23 protein-coding genes are annotated in these 23,266 nt (G+C 67.1%); 12 read left to right on the top strand and 11 right to left on the bottom strand.

What is annotated here, in order from left to right:
* The first annotated feature begins 22 nt into the window (after positions 1-22).
* The 3 genes from VZC37_RS02955 to VZC37_RS02945 are packed head-to-tail and all read left to right on the top strand — an operon-like array spanning position 23 to position 3,239.
* Positions 23-679 carry a TetR/AcrR family transcriptional regulator gene (locus VZC37_RS02955; RefSeq protein WP_330430917.1) on the top strand — a complete coding sequence of 219 codons (657 nt, stop codon included), beginning with the start codon at positions 23-25 and terminating at the stop codon, positions 677-679.
* Positions 676-1,593 (top strand): ABC transporter ATP-binding protein, encoded by a 918-nt coding sequence (locus tag VZC37_RS02950; RefSeq protein ID WP_330430916.1) that lies wholly within the window; start codon positions 676-678, stop codon positions 1,591-1,593. The genes VZC37_RS02955 and VZC37_RS02950 overlap by 4 nt, the downstream gene beginning before the upstream one ends.
* On the top strand, positions 1,590-3,239 hold the full coding sequence (locus VZC37_RS02945) for an ABC transporter permease (protein ID WP_330430915.1): 1,650 nt from the start codon (positions 1,590-1,592) through the stop codon (positions 3,237-3,239). The genes VZC37_RS02950 and VZC37_RS02945 overlap by 4 nt, the downstream gene beginning before the upstream one ends.
* On the opposite strand, the gene VZC37_RS02940 is transcribed toward VZC37_RS02945, so the two are convergent.
* Together VZC37_RS02940 and VZC37_RS02935 are read right to left on the bottom strand one after the other, a co-directional pair.
* Complete coding sequence (locus VZC37_RS02940; protein ID WP_330430914.1) at positions 3,196-5,031, bottom strand: BCCT family transporter; 1,836 nt, start codon at positions 5,029-5,031, stop codon at positions 3,196-3,198. The two genes, VZC37_RS02945 and VZC37_RS02940, sit on opposite strands and share 44 nt — an antisense overlap.
* 274 nt (positions 5,032-5,305) lie before the next feature.
* Complete coding sequence (locus VZC37_RS02935) at positions 5,306-6,436, bottom strand: citrate synthase 2 (RefSeq protein ID WP_330430913.1); 1,131 nt, start codon at positions 6,434-6,436, stop codon at positions 5,306-5,308.
* Between the two features lie 178 nt (positions 6,437-6,614).
* On the opposite strand from VZC37_RS02935, the gene pdxH reads away from it, so the two are divergent.
* From pdxH to VZC37_RS02920, 3 genes are all read left to right on the top strand, one after another.
* Positions 6,615-7,310, top strand: a complete 696-nt coding sequence (pdxH, locus tag VZC37_RS02930) for a pyridoxamine 5'-phosphate oxidase (protein WP_330431686.1) — start codon at positions 6,615-6,617, stop codon at positions 7,308-7,310.
* A 164-nt stretch (positions 7,311-7,474) separates the two neighbouring features.
* Positions 7,475-8,551 (top strand): isopenicillin N synthase family dioxygenase, encoded by a 1,077-nt coding sequence (locus VZC37_RS02925; protein ID WP_330430912.1) that lies wholly within the window; start codon positions 7,475-7,477, stop codon positions 8,549-8,551.
* A gap of 74 nt (positions 8,552-8,625) precedes the next feature.
* On the top strand, positions 8,626-8,949 hold the full coding sequence (locus VZC37_RS02920; RefSeq protein ID WP_330430911.1) for a hypothetical protein: 324 nt from the start codon (positions 8,626-8,628) through the stop codon (positions 8,947-8,949).
* 413 nt (positions 8,950-9,362) lie between these two features.
* On the opposite strand, the gene VZC37_RS02910 is transcribed toward VZC37_RS02920, so the two are convergent.
* The 4 genes from VZC37_RS02910 to VZC37_RS02895 all read right to left on the bottom strand — a co-directional run bounded on the left by VZC37_RS02910 (position 9,363) and on the right by VZC37_RS02895 (position 12,992).
* On the bottom strand, positions 9,363-10,358 hold the full coding sequence (locus VZC37_RS02910; RefSeq protein ID WP_330430910.1) for an oxygenase MpaB family protein: 996 nt from the start codon (positions 10,356-10,358) through the stop codon (positions 9,363-9,365).
* On the bottom strand, positions 10,355-11,392 hold the full coding sequence (locus tag VZC37_RS02905) for an oxygenase MpaB family protein (RefSeq protein WP_431309343.1): 1,038 nt from the start codon (positions 11,390-11,392) through the stop codon (positions 10,355-10,357). The genes VZC37_RS02910 and VZC37_RS02905 overlap by 4 nt, the downstream gene beginning before the upstream one ends.
* Before the next feature lie 68 nt (positions 11,393-11,460).
* Positions 11,461-12,345, bottom strand: coding sequence for a 5-oxoprolinase subunit C family protein (locus tag VZC37_RS02900; RefSeq protein ID WP_330430908.1), 885 nt, complete (start codon positions 12,343-12,345; stop codon positions 11,461-11,463).
* Complete coding sequence (locus VZC37_RS02895; RefSeq protein WP_330430907.1) at positions 12,342-12,992, bottom strand: 5-oxoprolinase subunit B family protein; 651 nt, start codon at positions 12,990-12,992, stop codon at positions 12,342-12,344. Before VZC37_RS02895 ends, VZC37_RS02900 begins: the two co-directional genes overlap by 4 nt.
* Positions 12,993-13,064: 72 nt before the next feature.
* Between VZC37_RS02895 and VZC37_RS02890 the strand changes: the two genes are divergently transcribed.
* The 5 genes from VZC37_RS02890 (at position 13,065) to VZC37_RS02870 (ending at position 18,201) form a co-directional block, all read left to right on the top strand.
* Complete coding sequence (locus VZC37_RS02890) at positions 13,065-14,069, top strand: carbohydrate kinase family protein (protein WP_330430906.1); 1,005 nt, start codon at positions 13,065-13,067, stop codon at positions 14,067-14,069.
* 10 nt (positions 14,070-14,079) lie between these two features.
* On the top strand, positions 14,080-15,402 hold the full coding sequence (locus tag VZC37_RS02885; RefSeq protein WP_330430905.1) for a citrate synthase: 1,323 nt from the start codon (positions 14,080-14,082) through the stop codon (positions 15,400-15,402).
* 78 nt (positions 15,403-15,480) lie between these two features.
* On the top strand, positions 15,481-15,849 hold the full coding sequence (locus tag VZC37_RS02880) for an FKBP-type peptidyl-prolyl cis-trans isomerase (RefSeq protein WP_330430904.1): 369 nt from the start codon (positions 15,481-15,483) through the stop codon (positions 15,847-15,849).
* 21 nt (positions 15,850-15,870) lie between these two features.
* Complete coding sequence (locus VZC37_RS02875; protein ID WP_431309342.1) at positions 15,871-17,157, top strand: cryptochrome/photolyase family protein; 1,287 nt, start codon at positions 15,871-15,873, stop codon at positions 17,155-17,157.
* 9 nt (positions 17,158-17,166) lie between these two features.
* Positions 17,167-18,201 carry an enoyl-CoA hydratase/isomerase family protein gene (locus tag VZC37_RS02870; RefSeq protein ID WP_330430903.1) on the top strand — a complete coding sequence of 345 codons (1,035 nt, stop codon included), beginning with the start codon at positions 17,167-17,169 and terminating at the stop codon, positions 18,199-18,201.
* Here VZC37_RS02870 and VZC37_RS02865 read toward each other — a convergent pair.
* The 5 genes from VZC37_RS02865 to VZC37_RS02845 are packed head-to-tail and all read right to left on the bottom strand — an operon-like array spanning position 18,187 to position 22,334.
* Positions 18,187-19,380: an ABC transporter permease gene (locus VZC37_RS02865; RefSeq protein WP_330430902.1), complete on the bottom strand. Its 1,194-nt coding sequence runs from the start codon at positions 19,378-19,380 to the stop codon at positions 18,187-18,189. The genes VZC37_RS02870 and VZC37_RS02865 overlap by 15 nt on opposite strands.
* Positions 19,377-20,279, bottom strand: a complete 903-nt coding sequence (locus VZC37_RS02860) for an ABC transporter ATP-binding protein (RefSeq protein ID WP_330430901.1) — start codon at positions 20,277-20,279, stop codon at positions 19,377-19,379. The genes VZC37_RS02865 and VZC37_RS02860 overlap by 4 nt, the downstream gene beginning before the upstream one ends.
* Complete coding sequence (locus VZC37_RS02855) at positions 20,276-20,863, bottom strand: hypothetical protein (RefSeq protein WP_330430900.1); 588 nt, start codon at positions 20,861-20,863, stop codon at positions 20,276-20,278. Before VZC37_RS02855 ends, VZC37_RS02860 begins: the two co-directional genes overlap by 4 nt.
* Positions 20,860-21,177 (bottom strand): helix-turn-helix transcriptional regulator, encoded by a 318-nt coding sequence (locus VZC37_RS02850; RefSeq protein WP_330430899.1) that lies wholly within the window; start codon positions 21,175-21,177, stop codon positions 20,860-20,862. The genes VZC37_RS02855 and VZC37_RS02850 overlap by 4 nt, the downstream gene beginning before the upstream one ends.
* A gap of 32 nt (positions 21,178-21,209) precedes the next feature.
* Positions 21,210-22,334 carry an NAD(P)-binding domain-containing protein gene (locus VZC37_RS02845; protein ID WP_330430898.1) on the bottom strand — a complete coding sequence of 375 codons (1,125 nt, stop codon included), beginning with the start codon at positions 22,332-22,334 and terminating at the stop codon, positions 21,210-21,212.
* A 74-nt stretch (positions 22,335-22,408) separates the two neighbouring features.
* Here VZC37_RS02845 and VZC37_RS02840 point away from each other — a divergent pair, with 74 nt between their 5' ends.
* Positions 22,409-23,140: an enoyl-CoA hydratase gene (locus VZC37_RS02840; RefSeq protein WP_330430897.1), complete on the top strand. Its 732-nt coding sequence runs from the start codon at positions 22,409-22,411 to the stop codon at positions 23,138-23,140.
* Positions 23,141-23,266: the final 126 nt, after the last annotated feature.

Here is a 23,266-nt window from a genome sequence, read left to right as displayed (position 1 = left end):
ACGCGCGTTTAGCATGTTGTACATGCGTTCAAGGGGCGCTGACGATCGAACCACCCGCGCTCGGGTTCGCGACACCGCGATCGAGGTGTTCGCCCGCGACGGGTTCTCCGCGACGGTCCGGACCATCGCCGACGCGGCCGGCGTGAGTCCGGGATTGGTGATCCACCACTTCGGCAGCAAGGAGAACCTGCGCGCCGAATGTGACGCGCACGTGCTGCGCCAGACCCGGGAGGCCAACGAGCGAGGTCTGCAGAACCAGGCCGGACCCCACGCCTTCGCCGCTTTCCTGCAGCGGATGGACAACACCGCCGCCGACGGCCCGCGCATCGTCTATCTCATCCGCAGTCTGCAGGCCGGCGGTGAGATGGCACGTGAGCTCCTGGCGCACCTTGTCGACGACGCCGAGGCCACGTTCCGGGGCGGAGTGGAGGCCGGGACCATCCGCCCCTCCCATGACGAGCCCGCGCGAGCCCGATACATGGTCGCGATGGCGATGGGTGCGCTACTTGTCGACGTCGTGATGCATCCGCCCGAGAACTGGGCGGACGCCGGCGCCATCCTCCAGTCCTACATGGAGCGGACGGTGCTGCCGGCCACCGAACTGGCGGTGCACGGGGTGATGACCGACGAATCCTTGCTCGACACCGTCCTGACCTACTTTCGAGGAGGGCAACAATGACCCAGCCGACCGAAGCGGTCGTGGAGATCGCCGGACTGAGAAAGACATTCGGCTCGTTCGCCGCTCTCGACGGCCTCGACCTGACCGTGCACCGAGGCGAGATCGCCGGATTCCTCGGACCCAACGGCGCCGGAAAATCCACCACGATACGAACCATGCTCGGGATGTACCGACCCGACGGCGGACGGGTGTCCGTATTCGGAATGAACCCCATGGCCGATGCTGTCGAGATCCATCGACGGCTCGCCTACGTACCCGGCGACGTCAACCTCTGGCCACAGCTGTCCGGCGGTGAATGCATCGACCTACTGCTGTCGCTGCGTGGAGTACGTCGCGAATCTGCCGCTCGCAAAACAGAACTGATCGATCGCTTCGATCTCGACCCGAGGAAGAAGGCCTCGACCTACTCGAAGGGAAACCGCCAGAAGGTGGCGTTGATCGCGGCACTGTCGGCGCCCTGCGAGCTGCTGGTGCTCGACGAACCCACGTCCGGACTCGATCCGCTCATGACCCGGGAGTTCACCGAATGTGTCCGCGAGGTCGCCGCGAACGGCACCGCCGTGCTGATGTCGAGTCACCTCCTCGACGAGGTCGAGCAACTGTGCGAAACGGTGACCATCATCCGGGCGGGCAAGACGATCCAATCCGGATCGCTCGCCGATCTGCGGCATCTGCGCCGCTCCCGCGTGACCGCGACCATGCGGTCGGGTGGCCGTGACCTGGCATCGGTCGAGGGTGTGCACGACTTCGAGTCCGACGGCGATCACGTGACATTCACCGTGGAGGACTCCGGACTGGCGGGCATCACCCGTGTCCTCGCCCGTCACGAGGTCGTCGGTCTCGCGGTGGAACCGCCCAGCCTCGAGGAGCTCTTCCTGCACGTCTACGACGACCGGGCGGAGGTGCCGACATGACCGCGACGCGGACCGCCGAAGCACCCGACGTCGACACCACAGCAGGAGGCCTCGGCCGCGAGTTGACCCGGACCGCATTCCTGGTGCGGCTCGGGCTTCGTCGCGAGTGGATTCTCGGATCGATCACGCTCGCGATCTTCGTCCTCATCAACATCTCGACCGCATCGGCACTGTCGGGCATGTACGAGACACCCGAGCAGCGCACCGAACTGCAACTCGGCCCGGGCTCCAATCCGGCCTTCCGATTCCTCCTTGGCGAGCTCACCCACGTTGAACCCACTGCGGCGCTGGTCTCGTGGCGCGCCGGACTCTTCCTGATCGCGGCGCTCGGCGTGTGCGCCGCCGTCATGACGGTGCGACAGACCCGCAAGGAGGAAGAACTCGGCCGCACCGAACTCGTCCGCGCGGGGGCGGTCGGGTCGCTGGCACCGGTCGCGGCCGCCGCGTGCGTCGCACTGATCTTCACCGTCGCGGTGGCGTTGTCCATGTCATTGATCCTGGTGCCGATGGGCGCCACCGCATCGAACGCAGTGGCGGTGTTCGCGCAGTACGCAGCCACCGGCGCCGCCGCAGTCGGGGTGGCCCTCGTCGCTGCGCAGGTGGCCACGACCGCCCACATCGCCAATCTCACCGCCAGTTCGGTGCTGCTCCTCGGCTATCTGTTGCGTGGGGCGGCCGACGCCACCGACGGTTGGGACTGGTTGCGGTGGTTGAGCCCGGTCGGGTGGGCCGAGGAGATCGATCCCTTCGGCGCCGACAATCTGCTGCCGGCGATGCTGTCGCTGACCGTGTTCGTACTCGGCCTGTGCGTCGCCGGGTGGATGGCGATGACCCGTGATCTCGGCGCGGGGCTGATCGCGCCGCGGCCGGGCCCGGCGGCGAGCTCGCGGCTGTCGACCATCGAGGCACTGGGGGCACGTTTGTCCCTCCCTTTGCTCGTCTCCTGGGTAGGCGGGATCGTGCTCTACTCGATCGTCATCGGCTTCATGCAGCCGTCGGTGGAGGAACTCGCGCAGGGCAATGAACAGTTCGATCAGATCATGCGGGCCGCACTCGGAGACGCCACGTTGAGCACGCTGTTCGGGATGACGATGCTCGGCTTCCTCGCCGTCGCGGCCGGCGCCTGGGGAGTGAACCTGGCCGAGCGATTGCGCGCGGAGGAAGCAGCCAACCGTGCCGAGGTCGTGCTCACGACACCGACGTCGCGCACCCGCTACTACGTCACCTACGTCGGCATCGCCGCGGTGGGCGCGATCACGATGATGGCGGTCGCCGCCGTCGGCATGGTGATCGGGTCCGGCCTCGCCGGCGGTGGGTGGGCGACCCCGGCCGCGAACGCCGCGCAGACCGCTGCCGCCCAGATCCCCGCGGTGCTGGTCGTAGTGACCCTGGCCATCGCCCTTTACGCGATCCGCCCGGCGTTGGCCCACCTCGGATGGATGGTGGTCATCGGATCATTGCTGCTCGGGCCGCTGTCGGGCATGTTCGACCTTCCGCAGTGGGTCAGCGACCTGTCGCCGTTCACTCACACCCCGCTGGTGCCCGTGGACCCGATACAGTGGACGCCGATCGTCGTGATGCTCTGCGTCGCCGCAGCTTTCGTCACGATTGGCTGGGCGAGGTTTCGGCGTCGTCAGATCGGCTGACCGGTCCACCGGGCTGGTCCGTGTCGTCTCCGAGGGGATCCTCGGGCTCGGCGTACTCGCCCATGGAGAACGATCCGGTGTCCGGGTCGACCGTCACCGCGTGATGCGGTACCTCGTGAACGGCGACGATCAGCGACGAATCGGGCTGATCGGCGTTCTCCGGGAGCCCGGCGAACGTCGCCGACACCGGGCGCCGACGTTTCTCGTGTCGGTGCGCAGGTGGCACCGCCGCCTCGGCTTCCTGACCGTTGCCCAGACTCAGCTGCAGGAACCTGGGCTGCACCTTGATGTCGTAGTGGAACGCCCGTAGCAACGACACGCAGGCCAGCACCATGACGATGGAGAACGGTACGGCCGTCGCGATGGACATCGTCTGCAACGCGGTCAACGAATCCGTACCGCCGACCAGGAGTAGCACCGCCGCCACGACGCCTTCCAGACTCGCCCAGTACACGCGGGTGACGACGGGTGTCTCGATCTTGCCGCCGGTGGCGAGCATGTCCACGACCAGCGATCCGGAGTCGGATGAGGTGACGAAGAACATGACCACCACGATGATCGCGATCACGCTGGTCACGGCGGCCAGCGGGAAGCCGTGGAGCAGCTCGAACAATGAGGTGTTCGCATCGACGCTGCCGTCCACGAGCATGTTGCCCTCCTGCTGCTGACGCAGGATGCCGGAGTCGCCGAAGATGGTGAACCAGATGGCACTGATGAAGGTCGGCAGCAGCAGGACACCGGCGATGAACTCGCGCACGGTGCGCCCGCGCGAGATGCGGGCGACGAACATGCCGACGAACGGCGCCCAGCTGATCCACCACCCCCAGTAGAAGATGGTCCAGTCCGCCATCCAGGTGTCGTCGGCGAACGGCGCGGTGCGCAGCATCATGTCGGGGAGCGTGGCGATGTAGTTGCCCATGTTCTGCACCCAGGACTGCAGCAGGAACAGCGTGGACCCGAGGATCAGCACGAATGCGGCGAGCAGCGCGGCGACCGCCATGTTGATGTTCGACAGCCAGCGCAGACCCTTGGTCACGCCGGTGACGACGGAGAAGATCGCCAGGCCGGTGATCAGGGCGATCATGATGACGATCACCCAGTTGTTGACCGTCAGCCAGCCGAGATACTCCAGTCCCGCCGAGATCTGCTGGATGCCGAAGCCCAGCGAGGTGGCGACACCGAACAGCGTGCCGACGATGGCGACGACGTCGACCAGATGACCGATCCAACCCTCGACCCGTTCACGGCCGATCAGCGGCTCGAGCAGCCACCGGACGGCGAGCGGGCGCCCCTTGCGGAAGGTCATGTAGGCCAGGCCGAGACCGACCACCACGTAGATGCCCCAGGCGTGCAGGCCCCAGTTGAACAGGGTCAGTTCCATCGCCTGGTTGGCCGCTGCATCGGTGGAGCCCTCGATGCCGCCGGCCTCCGGTGGGGTGATGTAGTGCGAGAGCGGCTCGGCGACGCTGTAGAAGACCAGGCCGATTCCCATGCCCGCGGCGAACAGCATCGCGAACCAGGAGAGCACCCCGAATTCGGGTTCCTCGTCGTCCTTGCCGAGCCGGATGGTGCCGATTCTGCTGATGGCGCAGTAGATCGCGAAGATCACGAACCCGGTGACGATCAGGATGTACCACCACCCGACACCGGAGGTGATCCACTCGTTCAGCTGCTGGAACGCGTCGGCAGCTGTGCTCGCGTAGATCACGGAGAAGATGATCAAGGCGAAGATGATCAGCGACGCGGTGACGAACACCGGTTTGTGCTGCTCGCGCCAGGCGGACCGGAACATATCTCGCTCCCTTGCAACTCGTGCACATCGACGTCGTCGACGACGGGGAGCGGCGTACGGTCTCGGTTGCTCCCGTCGCCCTGCCTGCACCGGATCATCTATCCGGATATTCATTTCGCGGACGTGGTCGACGGGAACGTACTCCCGTTTCGGACGCTACTGCAGGACCAGGGTGTGCGGTCAGTGGATTTCGGGCAATCGTTATGTCTGGTTTATGACCCTACGACACGATCACCGCGGTGCGCGCGGTGGCCGCGACACGGGATGTGGCAGATCAGAGGCCAGGTGCGACGCTGACGTCTCCCCAACCGGCGACGTCCTCGGGTCGTCGTGGACCGGGGCCGGTGTAGATCGCGGCCGGTCGGACCAACTTTCCCAATCGTTTCTGTTCCAGGATGTGGGCGCACCAGCCGGCGGTTCGGCCGCACGTGAACATCGCCGGCATCATGTGCGGTGGGACCTCGGCGAAGTCGAGGATCACCGCCGCCCAGAACTCGACATTCGTCTCGATGGCCCGGTCGGGCCGGCGTTCGCGTAGTTCGGTGAGCGCCGCTTGTTCGAGGGCCGCGGCGACCTCATAGCGGGGAACCCCCAGTTCCTGTGCGGTGCGCCGCAACACCCGTGCGCGCGGATCCTCGGCCCGGTACACGCGGTGGCCGAAGCCCATCAGCTTCTCTTTGCGGTCCAGGACGCCGCGGACGAGACCGCGTGCGTCTCCGGTCTGTTCGACTTCCTCGATCATCGGCAGGACACGGGCCGGGGCGCCGCCGTGCAGCGGCCCGGACATGGCGCCGATCGCCCCCGACAGGGCCGCCGCGACATCGGCTCCCGTGGACGCGATGACCCGCGCGGTGAACGTCGATGCGTTCAGGCCGTGTTCGGCCGCGCTCACCCAGTACGCGTCGATCGCGCGGATGTGCCTCGGATCGGGATCGCCCTTCCAGCGCGTCATGAATCGGGCGGTGACGGTGTCGCATTCGTCGATGACGTCCTGCGGAACCGCGGGCTGATGGATGCCGCGGGCCGACTGGGCGACATAGGACAGCGCCATCACCGAGGCGCGTGCCAGATTCGCCCGGGCGGTGTCGTCGTCGATGTCGAGCAGCGGTTTGTAGCCCCAGATGGGCGCCAGCATCGCCAACGCGGCCTGCACGTCCACGCGCACGTCGCCGGTGTGGACGGGCAGCGGGAACGGCTCGGCCGGGGGGAGCCCGTCGCCGAATCTGCCGTCGACGAGCAGGGCCCAGACGTCGGCGAAGGTCACGTGGTTCTCGACCAGGTCCTCGATGTCGACGCCGCGGTAGCGCAGGTTTCCGCCGTCCTTGTCCGGTTCGGCGATCTCGGTGGTGAACGCGACCACGCCCTCGAGGCCGGGGACGAAATCGTCGGGGACTGTGTTGGACATCGGGACCGCCTAACGTCGACGCTGCGCCGTGTGGGATCGCACGGGAACCTGTAAAGGACTGTAGGTCAGGACCGCGGCCGCGGGCTACCGATCGGTAACCGGCGCGCCAGTTGGCTCGGCGGGGCGTGTCGCGGAGTAGCCTCACCTCGTGGCCGACGATCCGATAGACCTGCCCAACATGCGGGTCGGCTATGGCGGCGGAATCCCGCCGAACGTCGGTGAGGGTGACCGGGCTGCCGGCGCCGACGGGGTCCGCGAGAATCTCGATCCGACATGGCTGCGTGGCGATCCGCCGTGGCTGGACCTGTTCACCGTCTGGCTGCGGGAGGCCATCGAGGCCCGGATCGCCGAACCGAACGCGATGGTCCTCGGTACCACCGACGCCGCGGGTCGCCCGTCGACGAGGGCGGTGCTGTGCAAGGGTGTCGGCGCCGACGGTGTGGTGTTCTACACCGGCTACGACTCCGACAAGGGCCACGATCTGGCGGCCAATCCCTATGCGGCCGTGACGTTTCCGTGGATCGCGCTGGAGCGCCAGGTGCATTTTCGCGGCCCGGTCGAGCACGTGACGATGGAGGAGACGCAGGAGTACTGGTACATGCGTCCCCGCGGATCGCAGCTGTCGGCGTATGCATCCCAGCAGTCGGAACCGATCGGCAGCCGGATCGAACTCGAGGAGCGGGCCGCTGCGGCGGCGGCGCAGTTCGGCGGCTTCGACGAGGGTGCCGAGGTGCCGGTGCCGCCGTCGTGGGGCGGCTTCCGGCTGGTGCCGGAGGTGGTCGAGTTCTGGCAGGGCAGGGCGAACCGACTGCACAACCGTGTTCGGCTGACCAGGACCGACACCCGATGGGAGGCTGTCCGCCTGCAGCCCTGATCGACCGGACGCCGTGGCGGCTTGGCCGCTGTGTCGTCGAATATCGTTGCAGCACTGTGTTTCCCGGTGCCGTCGTGGGCGCCCCCGGAAATCCGCTCCAGGGATTCGGCGGTGCGCGAAAAGCCAGCTCAGCGGGACCGCGGATTCGGTGCCAGTATGGTGTCATGAGTGCGGTAGTCGACAACCCCACGGGCACGTTCTCGGTGCCGATCATCGACATCACCCCGTTCACGGCCAACGGCAGCGCATCCGATCGTGCGGTCGTGGCAGCCCAGATCGACCATGCCGCGACGAATGTCGGTTTCATCCAGATCGTCGGTCATCAGATCCCGCCGGCGGTCATCGACGAGTTCACCGCCGTGATGGACGACTTCTTCGCCCTGCCGTTGGAGGACAAGAAGGCCTACCGCACACCGCCGCAGATCAATCGCGGGTACTCGCCGCCGAAGTCGGAGTCACTGTCGCTGAGCCTGGGCGTGGAGCCCGCCGACCGCATGAACGACTTCTTCGAGGCGTACAACGTCGGTGTCGAGGCCGCCGCACATCCGGACCTCGAATTGCCGGAGGAGCAGTACGCCACCAACATGTGGCCGTCCGTCGACCATTTCGAGGCGGCCGTGTCGGCCTACTTCGCGGAGGCGTCTCGCGTCGCCCACACGCTCACCCGCATCTTCGCCGAGGCGCTCGATCTGCCACCGGACTTCTTCGACGGATACACCGACCACTCGCTCGACGTGTTGCGGATGAACAACTACGCGCTGCCGCCCGGGGACGTCGAGCTCGACGGCGAGCTGACCGGGATGGGGGAGCACACCGACTACGGGATCGTGACGGTGCTCTGGGCCGACCAGGTGAAGGGACTCCAGGTTCTCGACCGTGCCGGCGACTGGCACGACGTGGAGCCCGCCGACGGAGCCCTGCTGATCAACCTCGGTGACCTCATGGCCCGCTGGACCAACGAGCGCTGGATGTCGACGCTGCACCGGGTGAAGCCCCCGGTCGTGGACGGGTCGATCGAGCGGCGCCGGTCGGCGGCCTTCTTCCATGACGGGAACATCGACGCGACGATCTCCACCCTGCCGTCGTGTGTCGGTGCAGGGAGTCGCTATTCGCCGATCACCGTCGGCGAGCACATCGGAGCGAAACTCGCGGGGTCACGGGCCGGCTTGGCCAACCCGTATGCCCGGCGGGAGGCGCAACGGGTGCGACAGGCGATGCAGCGGGGGCTGGGGCAGCAATAGCCCGGAACTGTACGTAAACCGACGACCACATTCCGATTCGAACAAATTCGAACATATCCTTGACAGTCGAACACATGTTCGATTACCTTGGTCACATGAACATCGGGGGAGTTCACAGCGTGATCGACAGCCTTGCTGTCGTCACCGTCGGGGAAAACGCAACGGGTCGAGAGGTCTTCGACGCCACGGCGTCGTTGGTGAAGGCCCGCAACGTGGTCGATCATCAGCTGGCCGCACATGTGCGGGCCATGGAGCGGCTCGGCGTGGCCAAGCGGTCCGGTGGAACAACGCGCCAGCTGCTGATCGAGATGGGCCTCGCCGCACCCGCTCGCCATCGATCACCACCTCGGACACTGTCGTGTCAGGCCAGCATTCGGGCAGCCGCATCGAGGACCTGATCGAGCACATCTGCGCGACGACGACCAGCCGAGCGCGGTTCGTTCATCGTCGGTCAACGCAACCGGACTGCGGCGTTGGATGTGCGCCATTCCCTTCGCCACCGAGTCCACATGCTCAGCCGAGTTTGCACCATCGGCAGCGTGTTTCGCGAGTTTCGGCGCAGCATCGAGCGAGCCCGCGATCCGCAGCAGTCGAACAACCACCGAGGGGGCATCCGTGGTTGATCCCACCGGCTGACATCGACCCGACCCGCACCCCCAGGCCCGCTTACAACCGGCGCTACCTCAACGTCGATGGACTTCCGGCAGCTGCCTGACATCAACGCTTGGTCTACTGCAGCAACAGCTTTCGTTCTTTGAGAACTCAATAGTGTGGCCGAGATGCTGAGCGCCGGGCGACCATCTGCGTCGTATCAACCGACGCGACCCGGATGGGTCGCCCGGCGCGAGGCATGCACAGGGCAGTAGTGCATGGGGTTGTCGCGTTCGGTCTCCGGCGGCAGGTTGCGTGTCGGTGTGTGGACCAGTGGTGCGTCGACAGCTGTCCGTCCGGCGACGCGGTCCCAAGCGTCGCGGGCCCGAGGATGGGCGCGGTAGCGACGCGGCACCAGGGCCATCGCCACGCGTACCGCACGACAGAAATGGGTGAAGCGCCGCTCGTCGCGGTCGGTCCACGTCAGGCCCATCATCTCGCGGACCGGCTCGTCGTACAGACCTGTGGTGAGCCAGAGGAAAAACCGTTGCCCCGGCGTCGCCATCTTCCGCCACCAGCTCCGTGGTAGCCGTGACAGGAACGGTGGCGGCGGGAGCTCGCTGATGTCGAGTACCGTACGGACGGCTGCGTGGTCGCGAAGAACATTGCGGCACATGTGGTCCCAGTACTCGAGGAACTCCTCGTAGGTGTCCGGGCAGTGGCGCATGCTGATGCCGTACATGGCGAACCAGGTGCGCGATTCCTGGAACAGGGCCGCTTTGTCCGCATCGGTGATGCGGGGGCCGAATCGTTCGGCGCAGCGGATGTTGCCGTACCAGAAGGTGGCGTGCGCCCAGTAGAAGACGTCGGGATCGAGCGCGTGGTAGCGGGAGCCGTCGGGCATCGTGCCCTTCACGGTGCGGTGGTAGTCGCGCACCTCACGGCCGGTGTCGGAGGTCCCATCGAAGACCGTGCCGATGATGGGGTACAGCGACCGCATCAGCCGCTGCCAGCGCTCACCGAAGAAGTCGGAGTGATCCCACACCGCCGCACCGAGTTTCGGGTGCATGTTCTGCATGGAACCGGACCACAAGCCGGTGAGCATGCCCCGCCAGTCGCCGAAGTAGCGCCACGTCACCGAGTCCGGGCCGAGCGGTGGGTAGGCGTCGACTGACACGGCGGCCGTTTCGTCGACCGGGACCGCCGGCAGGGTCATCGGCCTTCGTCGGTGCTGATCACGCCCGGATAGGTCGCCCGGCGCGCGGCATGCACCGGGCAGTAGTGCATCGGGTTGTCCCGCTCTGCTCCCGACGGCAGGTTGCGTTCGGGGGTGTGCACCAACGGTGCGTCGGCGGCGACCCGGCCCGCGACCCGATCCCAGGCGTCGCGGGGACGGGGATGGCGCAGAAAGCGTTTCGGCAGCAGGCGGTGCATCACCAGGTTCACACCACGGCCCAGCAGGCGGAACCGTCGTTCGTCGCGCTCGGACCAGGGCAGCCCGAGGATCTCTCGGACCGGCTCGTCGTAGAACCCGGTGGTCAGCCAGGTGAAGAAGCGCTGATTGGGCTGGGCCATGTAGCGGAACCAGATCGCGTGCGGGATGAACCGCAGGAACGGCGGCGGTGGTAACTGTCCGATGTCGAGGACCGCGCGTACCGCCGGATGGTCGCGAAGAACATTGCGGCACATGTAGTCCCAGTACTCGAGAAAGTCCTCGTAGGTGTCCGGGACGGGACGCATCGACACCCCATACATGGCGTACCAGGCCTTGGACTCCTCGAACAGTTGGCGTTTCTGATCCTCGGTGAGCCAGGGTCCGAATCGCTCGCACAGGCGGACGTTGCCGTACCAGAAGGTGGCGTGCGCCCAGTAAAAGACGTCGGGATCGAGCGCGTGGTACCGCGAACCGTCATCCATCTGGCCTTTGATGTCGCGGTGGTAGTCGCGCACCTCGTGGCCGGTGGTGGGTCCGTCGGACGGGACCGGATCGAACACCACGCCGCTGATCGGATACAGCGACCGCATCAGCCGTTGCCACCGTTCGCCGAAGAAGTCGGAATGCTCCCAGACCGCTGCGCCCAGTTTGGGGTGCATGTTCTGCATGGAACCCGCCCACAGGCCCTGGAACATGCCGGTCCAGGTGCCCCAGATCTGCCACGTCAGAGAATCGGGACCCAAGGGTGCATAGTCTTCGGCGCGAGGCGTGACCTGCGGGGATGCAGGCGCACTCTCGGTCGGCTCGTCCGTCATCACCTCGGTCATGAGACGAAAGTCTAAGATCGTCTCAGAGCACTGTCAACGACGCAGTTCGCGGGACGCTAGACGGGTACGAAACGCACTCGGTTTCCGGCGACCAGCTGCGCGGCGTGGTCGACGGCCGACGACGTGAGCACCGCGATGACGGGGTATCCGCCGGTCACCGGGTGGTCGGCGAGGAACAGGACCGGGCGGCCGCTCGGCGGGATCTGGATCGCGCCGTGCGGCACCCCCTCCGACGCCAGTTCGTCGGCATCGGCCCGGTGGGTGACCAGCGGGTCATCGCAGCCGTCGGGCCGGTCGACGCGGACGCCGACGCGGTCGCTCTCGGCGCTGACCTCCCAGACCCCACGCGTCAGGTCCGTGGGGGACCGCACATGGTCGCGGCGCGGTCCGTCGGTGATCTCGAGTTCGACGACATCGGGTGCATCGCCACCGACCGGCGCTGTCAGGGTGGCCGGCCAGGCCCCGGTCGTGGTGCCGACGGAGAGCTCGACGTCGGCCTGCAGCGGTTCGGGCCCGAGGCCGGAGAGGGTGTCGGTCGATCGGGAACCCAGCACCTCGTCGACATCCAGCCCGCCGCGCACGGCGAGGTAGTTGCGGCACCCGCTGCTCGGCATGCCGATCGACAGTTCGGCGTTGTCGTGCAACGTGATTGCGGCATTCGTCCCCGCCAGTACACCATCGACCCGAACGTCGGCCCGGGCGCCCGTCACCGCGACGAGAAGGTCGCCGCGGGCGCGGATCCGTAGTCCACCCATCGTCGTCTCGATCACCGCGGCGGACTCCGGATTGCCGACGAGTCGATTGGCCAGGGTCAGCGAGCCGCGATCGGCGCCACCGGACACCGGGACGCCGAGATGGGCGTAGCCGCTTCGGCCGAGATCCTGCACCGTGGCCAGCGGGCCGGTCTCGATAGCGACGATCTTCTTGCCGGATGCGCTCATTCGTCGACCACGAACCTCACCAGCGAACCGGGTGCCAGCCGCGCGGGCGGATCGGCCGTCTCATCCCACATCGGTATCGAGGTGTGGCCCAACAACTGCCAGCCGCCAGGGCTCGTGCGCGGATAGACGGCGCTGTACCCGGCGGCGATCGCGATGGCGCCGGAAGGGACCCTCGTGCGGGCCTCGGAACGCCGGCCGACCCGATCGAAAGGATGGTCTCCGCCATCGCGTGGGACGAGATAACCGAACCCCGGGGCGAATCCCATGAACTGGACCCTCCACACCGTGGTGGTGTGGAGGTCAATGACGTCGTCAGGTGTCGTGTCCACGATGTCGGCGACCTCATCGAGGTCCGGGCCGTCGTAGACCACCGGGATGCGGACCTCGGCAGAGTCGCCGTCCGCCGACATGTCGTCGGCGGACACACCTCGCAGCGCCCGATGCACCCCGAGCATGTCGAGCCCTGCTCCGCGCTCTGCCTGGACGAGAACGGTGTGCGCGGTGGGCACGATGTCGCCGACGGACAACGCGCCTGACTCCGACGCCCCGCGCAACGCGGCCGCCGCTCGCCCGACCGCGGCGAGCGGCAGATCCTCGTCACCGAAGTCGAGCACGATCGCATCGTGGCCTGCGGGCAACTCGCGCATACCGCCAACCTACCGGCCACGCAGCGACGATGATGGCACCAACGAAGGTGTGCCAGGCGATAGGAGGTGACAATGCGCGAGATCGTGGTCTGCGGGGAAGCGCTGGTGGACGTCGTCGCGCAGGCGAGCATCCCGGCGGGAGGCGGGAGCCTGCCCGCGTTGCAGCCGGCCCTCGGCGGCGGGCCGTTCAACGTCGCGATCACGCTCGGCCGGCTGGGAAGCGCGGTGTCGCTGTGTACGGCCGTGTCCACCGACACGTACGGGGATGCGATCGTCGGGGCGCTGCAGGCCGCCGGGGTCGGCACGAACCTGGTGCAACGCCGCGCCGAGCCCACCTCGTTGGCGCTCGCGACTATCGGGGCCGACGGCGGCGCCCACTACTCCTTCTATGTCGAGGGAACCGCCGACCGGCAGGTCCTCGCCCCCGAACCGTTCGCGCAGACCGTCGCCGCGGTCTGTTTCGGAACACTGTCGATGGTGCTCGAACCCGGTGCGTCCGTGTATGAGTCGCTGCTCCGGCGGTGCCACGCGGAGGGGCGGTCGGTGATCGTCGACCCGAACATCCGGCCGGCGGTGATCGACGACGAAGACGGCTACCGCCGCAGGTTCGCATCGTGGATGGACGCCGTCGACATCGTGAAGCTGTCCGACGAGGACGCGGCATGGCTGGCACGGGGGCCACACGGAACCACACCCGACGAGTGGCTGGAAGCGGGTGTGAGCGCGATCATAACCACCGCGGGGGCCGACGGGATCGCCGTGCGCACCGCCCGATCCACCGTGTCGGCACCCGCCCGCCGCGCCGAGGTCGCCGACACCATCGGCGCAGGTGACAGTGTTGTCGGCGGGTTGCTTCGGTACCTGGATCGGACCGGCGCGCTCTCGCCCGCGGCAATCGCTGCCTTGGGCCCCGAGCAGTGGCGTTCGGCCGCCGAATTCGCAGGTCACGTCGCTGCGATCACGGTCGCGAGGCCCGGCGCCGACCCTCCGTGGGCGAGCGAGCTGGCAAGCGACTACGTTGATAGCCAACAGCATCCTTACCCGGATCTGCGAAGTACATGGCTCAAACCTGAGTAAAGGGGTACGTGTGTCCGCTGAAACAGTCCCAGCTGACCCGGCGTCCGATACGGCTTCAGCGACCTTTACCTACCCCGGTGGTCAGCTGGAACTCCCGATCGTGAAGGCCACTGAAGGGTCCGATTCCGTGGCTCTCGGCAAATTCCTCGCCGAGACCGGCCTGACCACGTTCGACGGTGGCTTCGTCAACACGGCCTCGACGAAATCGTCGATCACCTACATCGACGGGGACGCGGGCATCCTGCGGTACCGCGGCATCCCGATCGAGCAGCTCGCCGAGAAGTCCACCTTCATCGAGGTCAGCTACCTGCTGATCTACGGCGAATTGCCGACCGCGACACAGCTCGACGAGTTCACCGACAAGATCCGGCGGCACACCCTGCTGCACGAGGACCTGAAGCGGTTCTTCGACGGCTTCCCGCGCAACGCGCACCCCATGCCGGTGCTGTCCAGCGCGGTCAACGCGCTCTCGGCCTACTATCAGGATTCGCTCGACCCGAAGGACCCGGAGCAGGTCGAGCTGTCCACGATCAGGCTGCTCGCAAAACTGCCCACCATCGCCGCGTACGCGTACAAGAAGTCGGCCGGACAGCCGTTCCTGTACCCGGACAACTCCCTGAGCCTGGTGGAGAACTTCCTGCGAATGACCTTCGGTTTCCCGGCTGAGCCCTACGAGGTGAACCCCGAGGTCGCCAAGGCGCTGGACATGCTGTTCATCCTGCACGCCGACCACGAGCAGAACTGTTCGACCTCGACGGTCCGCCTGGTCGGTTCATCCCAGGCCAACCTGTTCACGTCCATCTCCGGCGGCATCAACGCACTGTGGGGTCCGCTGCACGGCGGCGCCAACCAGGCGGTGCTCGAGATGCTCGAGGAGATCCGGCTTTCCGGCGGCGACACCCAGTCCTTCATGAACAAGGTCAAGAACAAAGAAGCCGGCGTGAAGCTGATGGGCTTCGGTCACCGCGTCTACAAGAACTACGATCCGCGTGCCGCGATCGTCAAGAAGACTGCGGATTCGATCCTGGAATCCCTTGGCGTGCAGGATGATCTGCTCGACATCGCGAAGGGGCTCGAAGAGGTCGCCCTCAACGACGACTACTTCATCGAGCGCAAGCTGTACCCGAATGTGGACTTCTACACCGGGGTCATCTACCGTGCGATGGGCTTCCCGACCCGGATGTTCACCGTGCTGTTCGCACTCGGCCGGCTGCCCGGCTGGATCGCGCACTGGCGCGAGATGCACGAGGACCCGGCCGGCAAGATCGGTCGCCCGCGTCAGCTCTACACCGGCTACACCGAACGCGACTACCTCGCCATGGGCGAGCGCTGACCGAGTCCGGGGGGCCTGCGGCCCGCGACGACGCGGGCCGCGACAGATTCTGATCCGACGACTCAAAGGAGAGTCCCGTTGACCAGTGCTGAGAAGCCCGAAGTCGATTTCCCGGAGGGCCCTGCGCCGTCCGAACTCCAGATCAGCGACCTCGTCGTCGGCGACGGCGCCGAGGCGCAGCGTGGTGGCGTCGTGGACGTCCACTACGTCGGTGTGGAGTTCGACTCCGGTGAGGAGTTCGATTCCTCGTGGGATCGCGGACAGTCGGCGAACTTCCCGCTCGACCGCCTGATCCCCGGCTGGCAGGAGGGCATCCCCGGCATGAAGGTCGGTGGCCGCCGCCGGCTGACCGTGCCGCCGCAGCTCGCCTACGGCCCGGCGGGCGCCGGACACCGCCTGTCCGGCAAGACGCTCGTGTTCGTGATCGACCTGCTGGGCGTCGGGTAGGCGATCTCCACGAAGCCCTCGCTGCTCTGGCTCCGGCGCGATCTGCGCTGCCACGATCTCCCGCCGCTCATCGCGGCGCAGGAGGCGGGCGACGAGGTGTTGGTCTGTTTCGTCGTGGACCCGCGACTGGAGAAGTCGTCGGGTCCACGACGTCTGAGTTTCCTGTTCGACTCGCTGCGTGACGTCGATGATCAGCTCTCCGGACGACTGCTGGTGGTGCGCGGCCGGCCCGACGAGGAGATCCCGCGGCTGGCGGATGCCGTCGACGCGACGTCGGTGCACATCAGCGGGGACTTCTCTCCGTTCGGCCGTCGCCGGGACGCGGCCGTTGCCGACGCGCTCGGCGACGTTCCACTCGAGGCAGTGGGCTCCCCGTATCTGGTGTCACCGGGCCGCGTGACCAAGCCCGACGGCGACCCCTACAAGGTGTTCACGCCGTACTTCAAGCAATGGCGCGAACATGGCTGGCGGAAACCGGCCACGTCGTCGGTCGAGCCGGCCGGGCTGATGGACCCGAGCAACATCAAGCGTTCCGGCCGCATCAAAGTTCCTGCGGCGCCGGTGAAATCGCCACTGCCGGCAGGCGAGCGAGCCGCTCGGAAGCGATGGCAGGCGTTCGTCGACGACGATCTCGCCGGCTACGACAGTGATCGTGATCGGCCGGACCTCGATGTGACCAGCCGGATGTCGGCCTACCTGAAGTACGGCAACATCCATCCCCGGACGATGGCCGCCGACCTCGGCAGATCGAAAGGCGCACAGGCCTATCTGCGGGAGCTCGCCTTCCGCGACTTCTACGCCGACGTGTTGTATCACTGGCCGGAGAGTGCCTGGCGGAACTGGAACCGACAGTTCGACGACATCGCACTCGACACCGGCAAGGCCGCGTATGCGCGCTTCGATGCCTGGAAAGAAGGTCGGACCGGTTTCCCGCTGGTCGACGCCGGTATGCGTCAACTCGCCGAAACCGGTTTCATGCACAACCGGGTTCGCATGCTCACGGCGTCGTTTCTGGTGAAGGATCTGCATCTGCCGTGGTGGTGGGGTGCGCAGTGGTTCCTCGATCAACTGATCGACGGAGACATGGCGTCCAATCAGCACGGCTGGCAGTGGGCGGCGGGAACCGGAACCGATGCGGCGCCGTACTTCCGGGTGTTCAACCCCAACACTCAGGCCGACCGATTCGATCCGGACGGGGACTACGTCCGGCGATGGGTCCCGGAGTACGGCTCCGACGACTACCCGGCGCCGATGGTCGATCACAAGGCCGAGCGCGAAGAAGCGCTGCGCCGGTTCCGGCAGATCTAGGCTGACAGTGTGACCGTCCCACTCGACCCGTTCGTCGCCGAGATCACCGCGGGCCCCGATCGGGATGGCCTGAACTGGTCGGCCCAACGTCATTCCGGCAACGTCCGCATCGGATATCTCAGCGGTGACACCGCCGCACTTGATGATGAGGACAGCCTGGACTGGTCGGTGGTCGGGGAGCGGTTCGACGTCGTCTACGGTCCGCTCGCCTGTGAGCCCTTCTCCCGCGCCGTCGTCGGCGTGGACGATCCGGCGACATCGGCACACGAACTCGCGGAACATGTTTCCCGCAACCCGCAGGCGTCCACGGTGCTGGCGGCGGTACTCCGGGCCGGGGTCTCCGCAACGGTCCGGGAGGCTCTCGACATCGAGTCGTGGGCCTACTCGACCCTCCTCGGCGGAGAGGAGTTCGCGGCGTGGCTGACAGCCCGCGGTCCGCGACCCCTGCCGCCGACGCCACCGGCATCTCCGGTGCTCGTCGAGCGTCACGGCGACCGTGTCGTCGTCACGCTCAACCGGCCCGAACGACGCAACGCGTTCGGCGCGGCCGTGCGTGACGCACTGGTGGCCGCGCTCGATGTGTGCGTACTCGACGACTCGGTCACTGCGGTGGAACTACGCGGCGCCGGTCCGGTGTTCTGCGCGGGCGGTGACCTCGACGAGTTCGGCACCACACCCGACCCGGTGACCGCCCACTTCGTCCGTACGGCCTGCGGCGCCGGTGCGCGTCTCGCCGAAATCAGTGGGCGTACAACGGCTTTTCTCCACGGAACCTGCGTGGGCGCGGGGATCGAGCTGCCCGCGTTGGCCGGTCGAGTGGTGGTCGACCCGGCCGCCACGATCCGCCTGCCGGAGGTGGGCATGGGTCTGATCCCCGGCGCCGGTGGCACAGTCGGCATCCCGCGTCGGATCGGTCGATGGCGCGCGTTCCATCTCGCCGTGACCGGCGTCGGGATCGGCGCCCCCACCGCACTGCGATGGGGGCTGGCCGATGACGTCGCCGATGTCGCCGCCGCCGATGCTGTGGGCTCAGCGGGCCAGTGAGAAGACCTCGGACCACTTGACCCGCGACCCGGTCCGCAGGATCGACCGCTGGTAGATGCGCGCCGCGAACCAGGTCGCGGCGGCACATGCCGCGATCATCAGGGCGAAGGTGACCACGATCTGCAGCCCGGTGGTGTCGCCCGTCGCGATGCGGATCGGCATCAGGGCGGCACTGAACGGCGGAATCCACGAGAGCGTCTGGATCAGCGTCGAATCGAGCGCTTGTATCCCGAAGATGCCGGAGTACATGACCGCGATCGCGAGCACCGTCAGCGGCGCCGAGCTGGCGTTGAGTTCCTCCTGTCGGGACACGATCGCCCCGGTGGCCGCATAGAGCGTCGCGAAGAACAGGAAGCCCAGCAGGAACCACGCGATGACGGCGGCGAACATGCCGATGGCGGCGCCGGGGAGCGTCAGCAGCCCGGTGACCTGCCCGGCGATCAACGCGGTGGCGCCCAGCAGCAGCACCTGGGCCAGGGCGATCGCACCGATGCCGATGATCTTGCCCCACAACAGATGCAGTGGCTTGATGGTGGCCAGCAGGATCTCGACGACGCGCGACGTCTTCTCTTCGACGACGCCGACCGAGACCATGGAGCCGCCCATCATGATCGCGGTGATCAACAGGATGGTGCCGACGAGTGCGATGACGATGCGCTGTCCCTCGTCGGGCCGGTCCGGCGAGGTCTGTTCGACGGTGATGGTGGCGCGTGGCAACGTGGCGGCCGACACCCCCTGCGCCTCGAGTGCGCGGTCGAGGGACACCTGATCCACCGACGAACGGAGTATGCCGTCCAGCGCCGGATCCGGGCTGTTCTCACTGATCATCACGAACGCGTCCGGTCCGGTGCCGGGTACGAGTGCGAGTGACAGGTCACCGTCGGACACCTGGGTTCTCGCCTCGTCGGGCGACGCCACCTCGGTCACGTCGATCGACAAACCGGTGGCCGTGCCGACTTCTTCGATGGTCTGCGAAAGGACCGCGTCCTGACCGACCACACCGACCCGCTCGGGCTCGTCGTCGCCGGTCAGCAGGTTCAGGACGATGGCGCCGGCGACGATCACCACCATCAGCAGCGCGGTGCTGATCACGAACGACTTGGTCTTGGCGCGGGTCACGATCTCGCGTTCGGCGACGAGCCAGATCGAGCGTGCAGCACCGGTTTCCGGGCTTCTCATGCGACCACCTCTCGGAACAGTTCGGTCAGGGACGGAGTCGATCGGGCGAACCGGTGGACCGGGCCGGCGCGCAGGGCCGTCGCCAGGATCGTCTGGTCGTCGACTTGATCGGGATCGATGCGGAGCGCGGCGGTGCGGCGCTCGATGTCGTAGTCGGCGCCCAACACCCCCGGAAGGCCATCGGCCCAGCGAGTGGTGACATCGGGACCGGCCACCTCGAGGGTGACGCCGTCGCGGGCGCGCAGGTCATCCACCCGGCCCAACGCCCGCATCTGGCCCCGGGACACGATCCCCACGCGATCGCACAGGCGTTGGACCAGGTCGAGCTGGTGGGAGGAGAAGATGACCGGGATTCCCTCGGCCGCTTTCTCCTTGAGCACGTCGCTCATCACATCGACGGCGACGGGATCGAGACCCGAGAAGGGCTCGTCGAGGACGAGGACCCGCGGGTCGTGGATGAGCGCTGCCGCGAGCTGCACGCGTTGCTGATTTCCCAGGCTGAGGTCGGCGACGTCGTCGCCGACGCGTTGATCGATGCCGAGCCGAGCGGTCCAGTGGCGCATGCTGTCCTCCGCAGCGGACGTGGACAGCCCGTGCAGCTTGGCGAGAAACACCAGCTGGTCGCCGACCTTCATCTTCGGGTAGAGACCCCGTTCCTCGGGCATGTAGCCGATCTCGCGGCGGGTCCGCAGATCGATGGGTCGGTCGCCGAGGGTGACTCGGCCGGCGTCGGCGGCGAGGACGCCGAGGATGATCCGCATCGTCGTCGATTTGCCGGCACCGTTGCTGCCGACGAAGCCGAACAGCTCTCCGGGCGCGACCTGAAAGGTCATGTCCTGCAGAGCGATCAGATCGCCGTACCGTTTGTGCAGCCCATCGATGATGAGGGGGTCGTTCATCGGGTGCTCCGTTCGTCGGTGGCGGGGAGGTCTTCGGGGTCGGGGTCCGACATCCACCACGTGGTCAGCAGACCGGGTGTCATGGTGGCGGTGACCATCAGCATGATCAGCAGGATCGCGGTGCCGTACACGGCGTCCCCGCTCACCTGGTCCTGGGTGCCGAGGCCGATGAGGATGAAGTAGGGGATGAACATCAGCATGTACGTCACGAAGAATCCGATCGACCGTGCCGAATTGCGTTGCGCGGCCTGGATCTCATCGAGAGCGGACGCCGGGGTGTCGGCGATCGAGCCCGTCACGATGCGCAGCAGGTACTGGCTGACGATCGATCCGACCAGCGATCCCAGGAATGGGACGATGAACCACCCGGTGACGTAGGCGAGGCCGGCGGCCACGAGACCCATGACGATGAACACGATCTGCGCGACGACGAGTGTGCGGTATCCCCGGCGGTTGCGCCAGCGCAGCAATGAGCGCTCGTGTTTGCGGTTGAACTCGACGTGCCGCTCGCCGCGCCAACGGTCGTAGCGACGCCAGAGTTGGGGCGTGGCCTCTTCGGGGAATGCCGAATTGGGGTCCCTCATCGTGCACCTCCAGGGTCGGATTGCGGCTCTGGCCTTAGGTCTGACCTGAGGTCTGGCCTGCGGTACAGCTCCGCGGACATGGCACCGAACTCGGTGCGGCTGAACACGGCTTCGACCGGCAGGTCGAACACCGCGCAGATCCGGAACGCGAGATCGAGGCTCGGGTAGTTGTCGCCGCGTTCGAGCGCGCCCACCGACTGCACGTTGATCCCGACCGTCTCGGCGAGTTCGGCGCGGGTCATCTTCCGCTCGGCGCGCAGGACGCCGATGCGGTTGTAGATGGGGAGCTTCTCACCCCGCCGAACAGGACTCACCTAATCGAGTGTTAGGAAAACACAACAATCTGTCAAGTGTTGATGCTGGAACGTTGACGTTCGAGGATGTCGGCAACGTTGCGGGCGGCCTCGCGTCCGCCCCGGTTCGCGCCGATCGTCGACGCCGACGGCCCGTATCCCACCAGCTGGATGCGTGGGTCGGTGGCCACGGTCGTCGCCAGCCGGCCGGTCATCGTGATACCGCCGCCCGCCGAACGCAGCCTCAAGGGAGCGAGGTGATCGAGGGCGCTCCGGAATCCGGTGTTCCAGAAGATGACGTCGACGTCGAGGTGATCGTCACCGCCGTCGCCGACTCCGCAGTCCCAACACACCCCGGACTCGGTGATGCGGGTGAACATCGGGCGCCATCGCAGAATGCCGTCCTCCTGCGCCGCACTGATCGCCGGAGTGAGCGGGAGACCGGTCACCGACACGACCGAGGTCGGCGGTAGGCCCGCCCGGACACGCTCCTCGACCCGGGCGACGGCGCGACGCCCCTTCTCGGGGTCGAACGGGGTCGAATCGAAGGCGGGCTCGGTGCGCGAGCACCAGAAGGTCTGCACGCCCGGGGCATTGCGGGCGATCTCGATCAGCAACTGCACCGCCGAGATGCCGGCGCCGACGACGAGTACCCGCTGGTCGGCGAACTGCTCGGGGCCCACGTAGTCGTGCGTGTGGAGCTGGCGTCCGCCGAAGTCGGCGATACCGGGGATATGGGGGATGAACGGTCGCTCCCATGTGCCGGTCGCATTGATGATGGTGCGTGTGTCGATCGTGGTGCCGTCGCCCAGGGTCGCGACGAAGCCGTCCGGGCCCCCATCGACCCGGCGGACATCGAATGGCCGGCGAATCCGTAGGCCGTACCGACGTTCGTAGGAATCGAAGTATTCGGGCACCGCGGTCGCGGCGGGGACGGTGTCGCTGTCGCGGCCCAGCGCCTCGACGATGCCGTAGCCGGGGAGGTCGTGGACCCCGTTCGCAGCTGCCAGGGTCAGAGTCGGCCAGCGGAACTGCCACGCGCCACCGGGGCCGGGCGCATGGTCGAGAAGCTGATAGTGCTCACCGAGGCCGAACCGGTGTAGGAAGTACGCGGCGGACAGTCCGGCCTGGCCGCCGCCGATCACCAGGACATCAGTCGATCGGTCTGGGCTCGCCACGGCCTCCAGTGTGTCACCGGCCGGTGCGATGTCGTCGGACTCGGTCCGGTGCCCGGCGTGGGTAGGCTGCGGCCATGATCCACACGTCGCAAGCAGGGCCGGTGCTGACCGTCGAGCTCGATCGGGTCGACAAGCGGAATGCCCTCGACGAGGAGATGGTCGCCGGTCTGTCGGACGCGTTCGGCTCGGCGGTGGACGCGGGTGCGCGGGCCATCGTGCTCACGGGTCGAGGGCCCGTGTTCTGTGCCGGGGCGGATCTCTCGGGACCGGTATACGACCCGGGATTTCTCGATCGGCTGGTCGCGATGCTGCAGCAGGTGGAGAAGACTCCGATCCCGGTGATCGCAGCACTGAACGGGTCGGCGATCGGTGCCGGCCTCCAGCTCGCGATGGCCGCCGATCTGCGGGTCATGGCACCCGATGCGATCGCCGGCATCCCGGCGGCGAAGATCGGCGTCGCGGTCGACGACTGGACCATCCGTCGGCTGGTGTCATTGGTCGGCGCCGGGCAGGCCCGCGGCATGTTCATCGGGTGTGAACCGTTGTCTGCCGATCGGGCGCACGCGCTCGGGTTCGCCAACCGGATCGGCGACCTCGCCGACGCGCAGCACTGGGCGGCGACGATCGCCGAACTGGCCCCGCTGACCCTGCAGCATTACAAGCTGGTGCTGAACGACGACGGGGCGCGTGCGCAGACCCCGTCGACGCACCGTGCGGCGATGATGCGGGCGTGGGAGAGTGACGACCTCGCCGAGGGGCGGGCGGCGCGCGCCGAGAAGCGGGCGCCAAGGTTCACGGGTCGGTAGCGCGGGTCTCGGGTCTCGATACGTCCTCGGCTAGCGCCTCGGACTACTCGACCAGCGAGAAACTACTCGACCAGCGAGAGGCGCGGCCGATCGGTCAAAACGGACATCGGTCACCGCTCAATTGGC

The sequence above is a fragment of the Gordonia sesuvii genome, from assembly GCF_036350415.1.
GTDB classification, from domain to species: Bacteria; Actinomycetota; Actinomycetes; order Mycobacteriales; family Mycobacteriaceae; genus Gordonia; species Gordonia sesuvii.
This window is presented reverse-complemented; position numbering and strand designations above follow the sequence as displayed.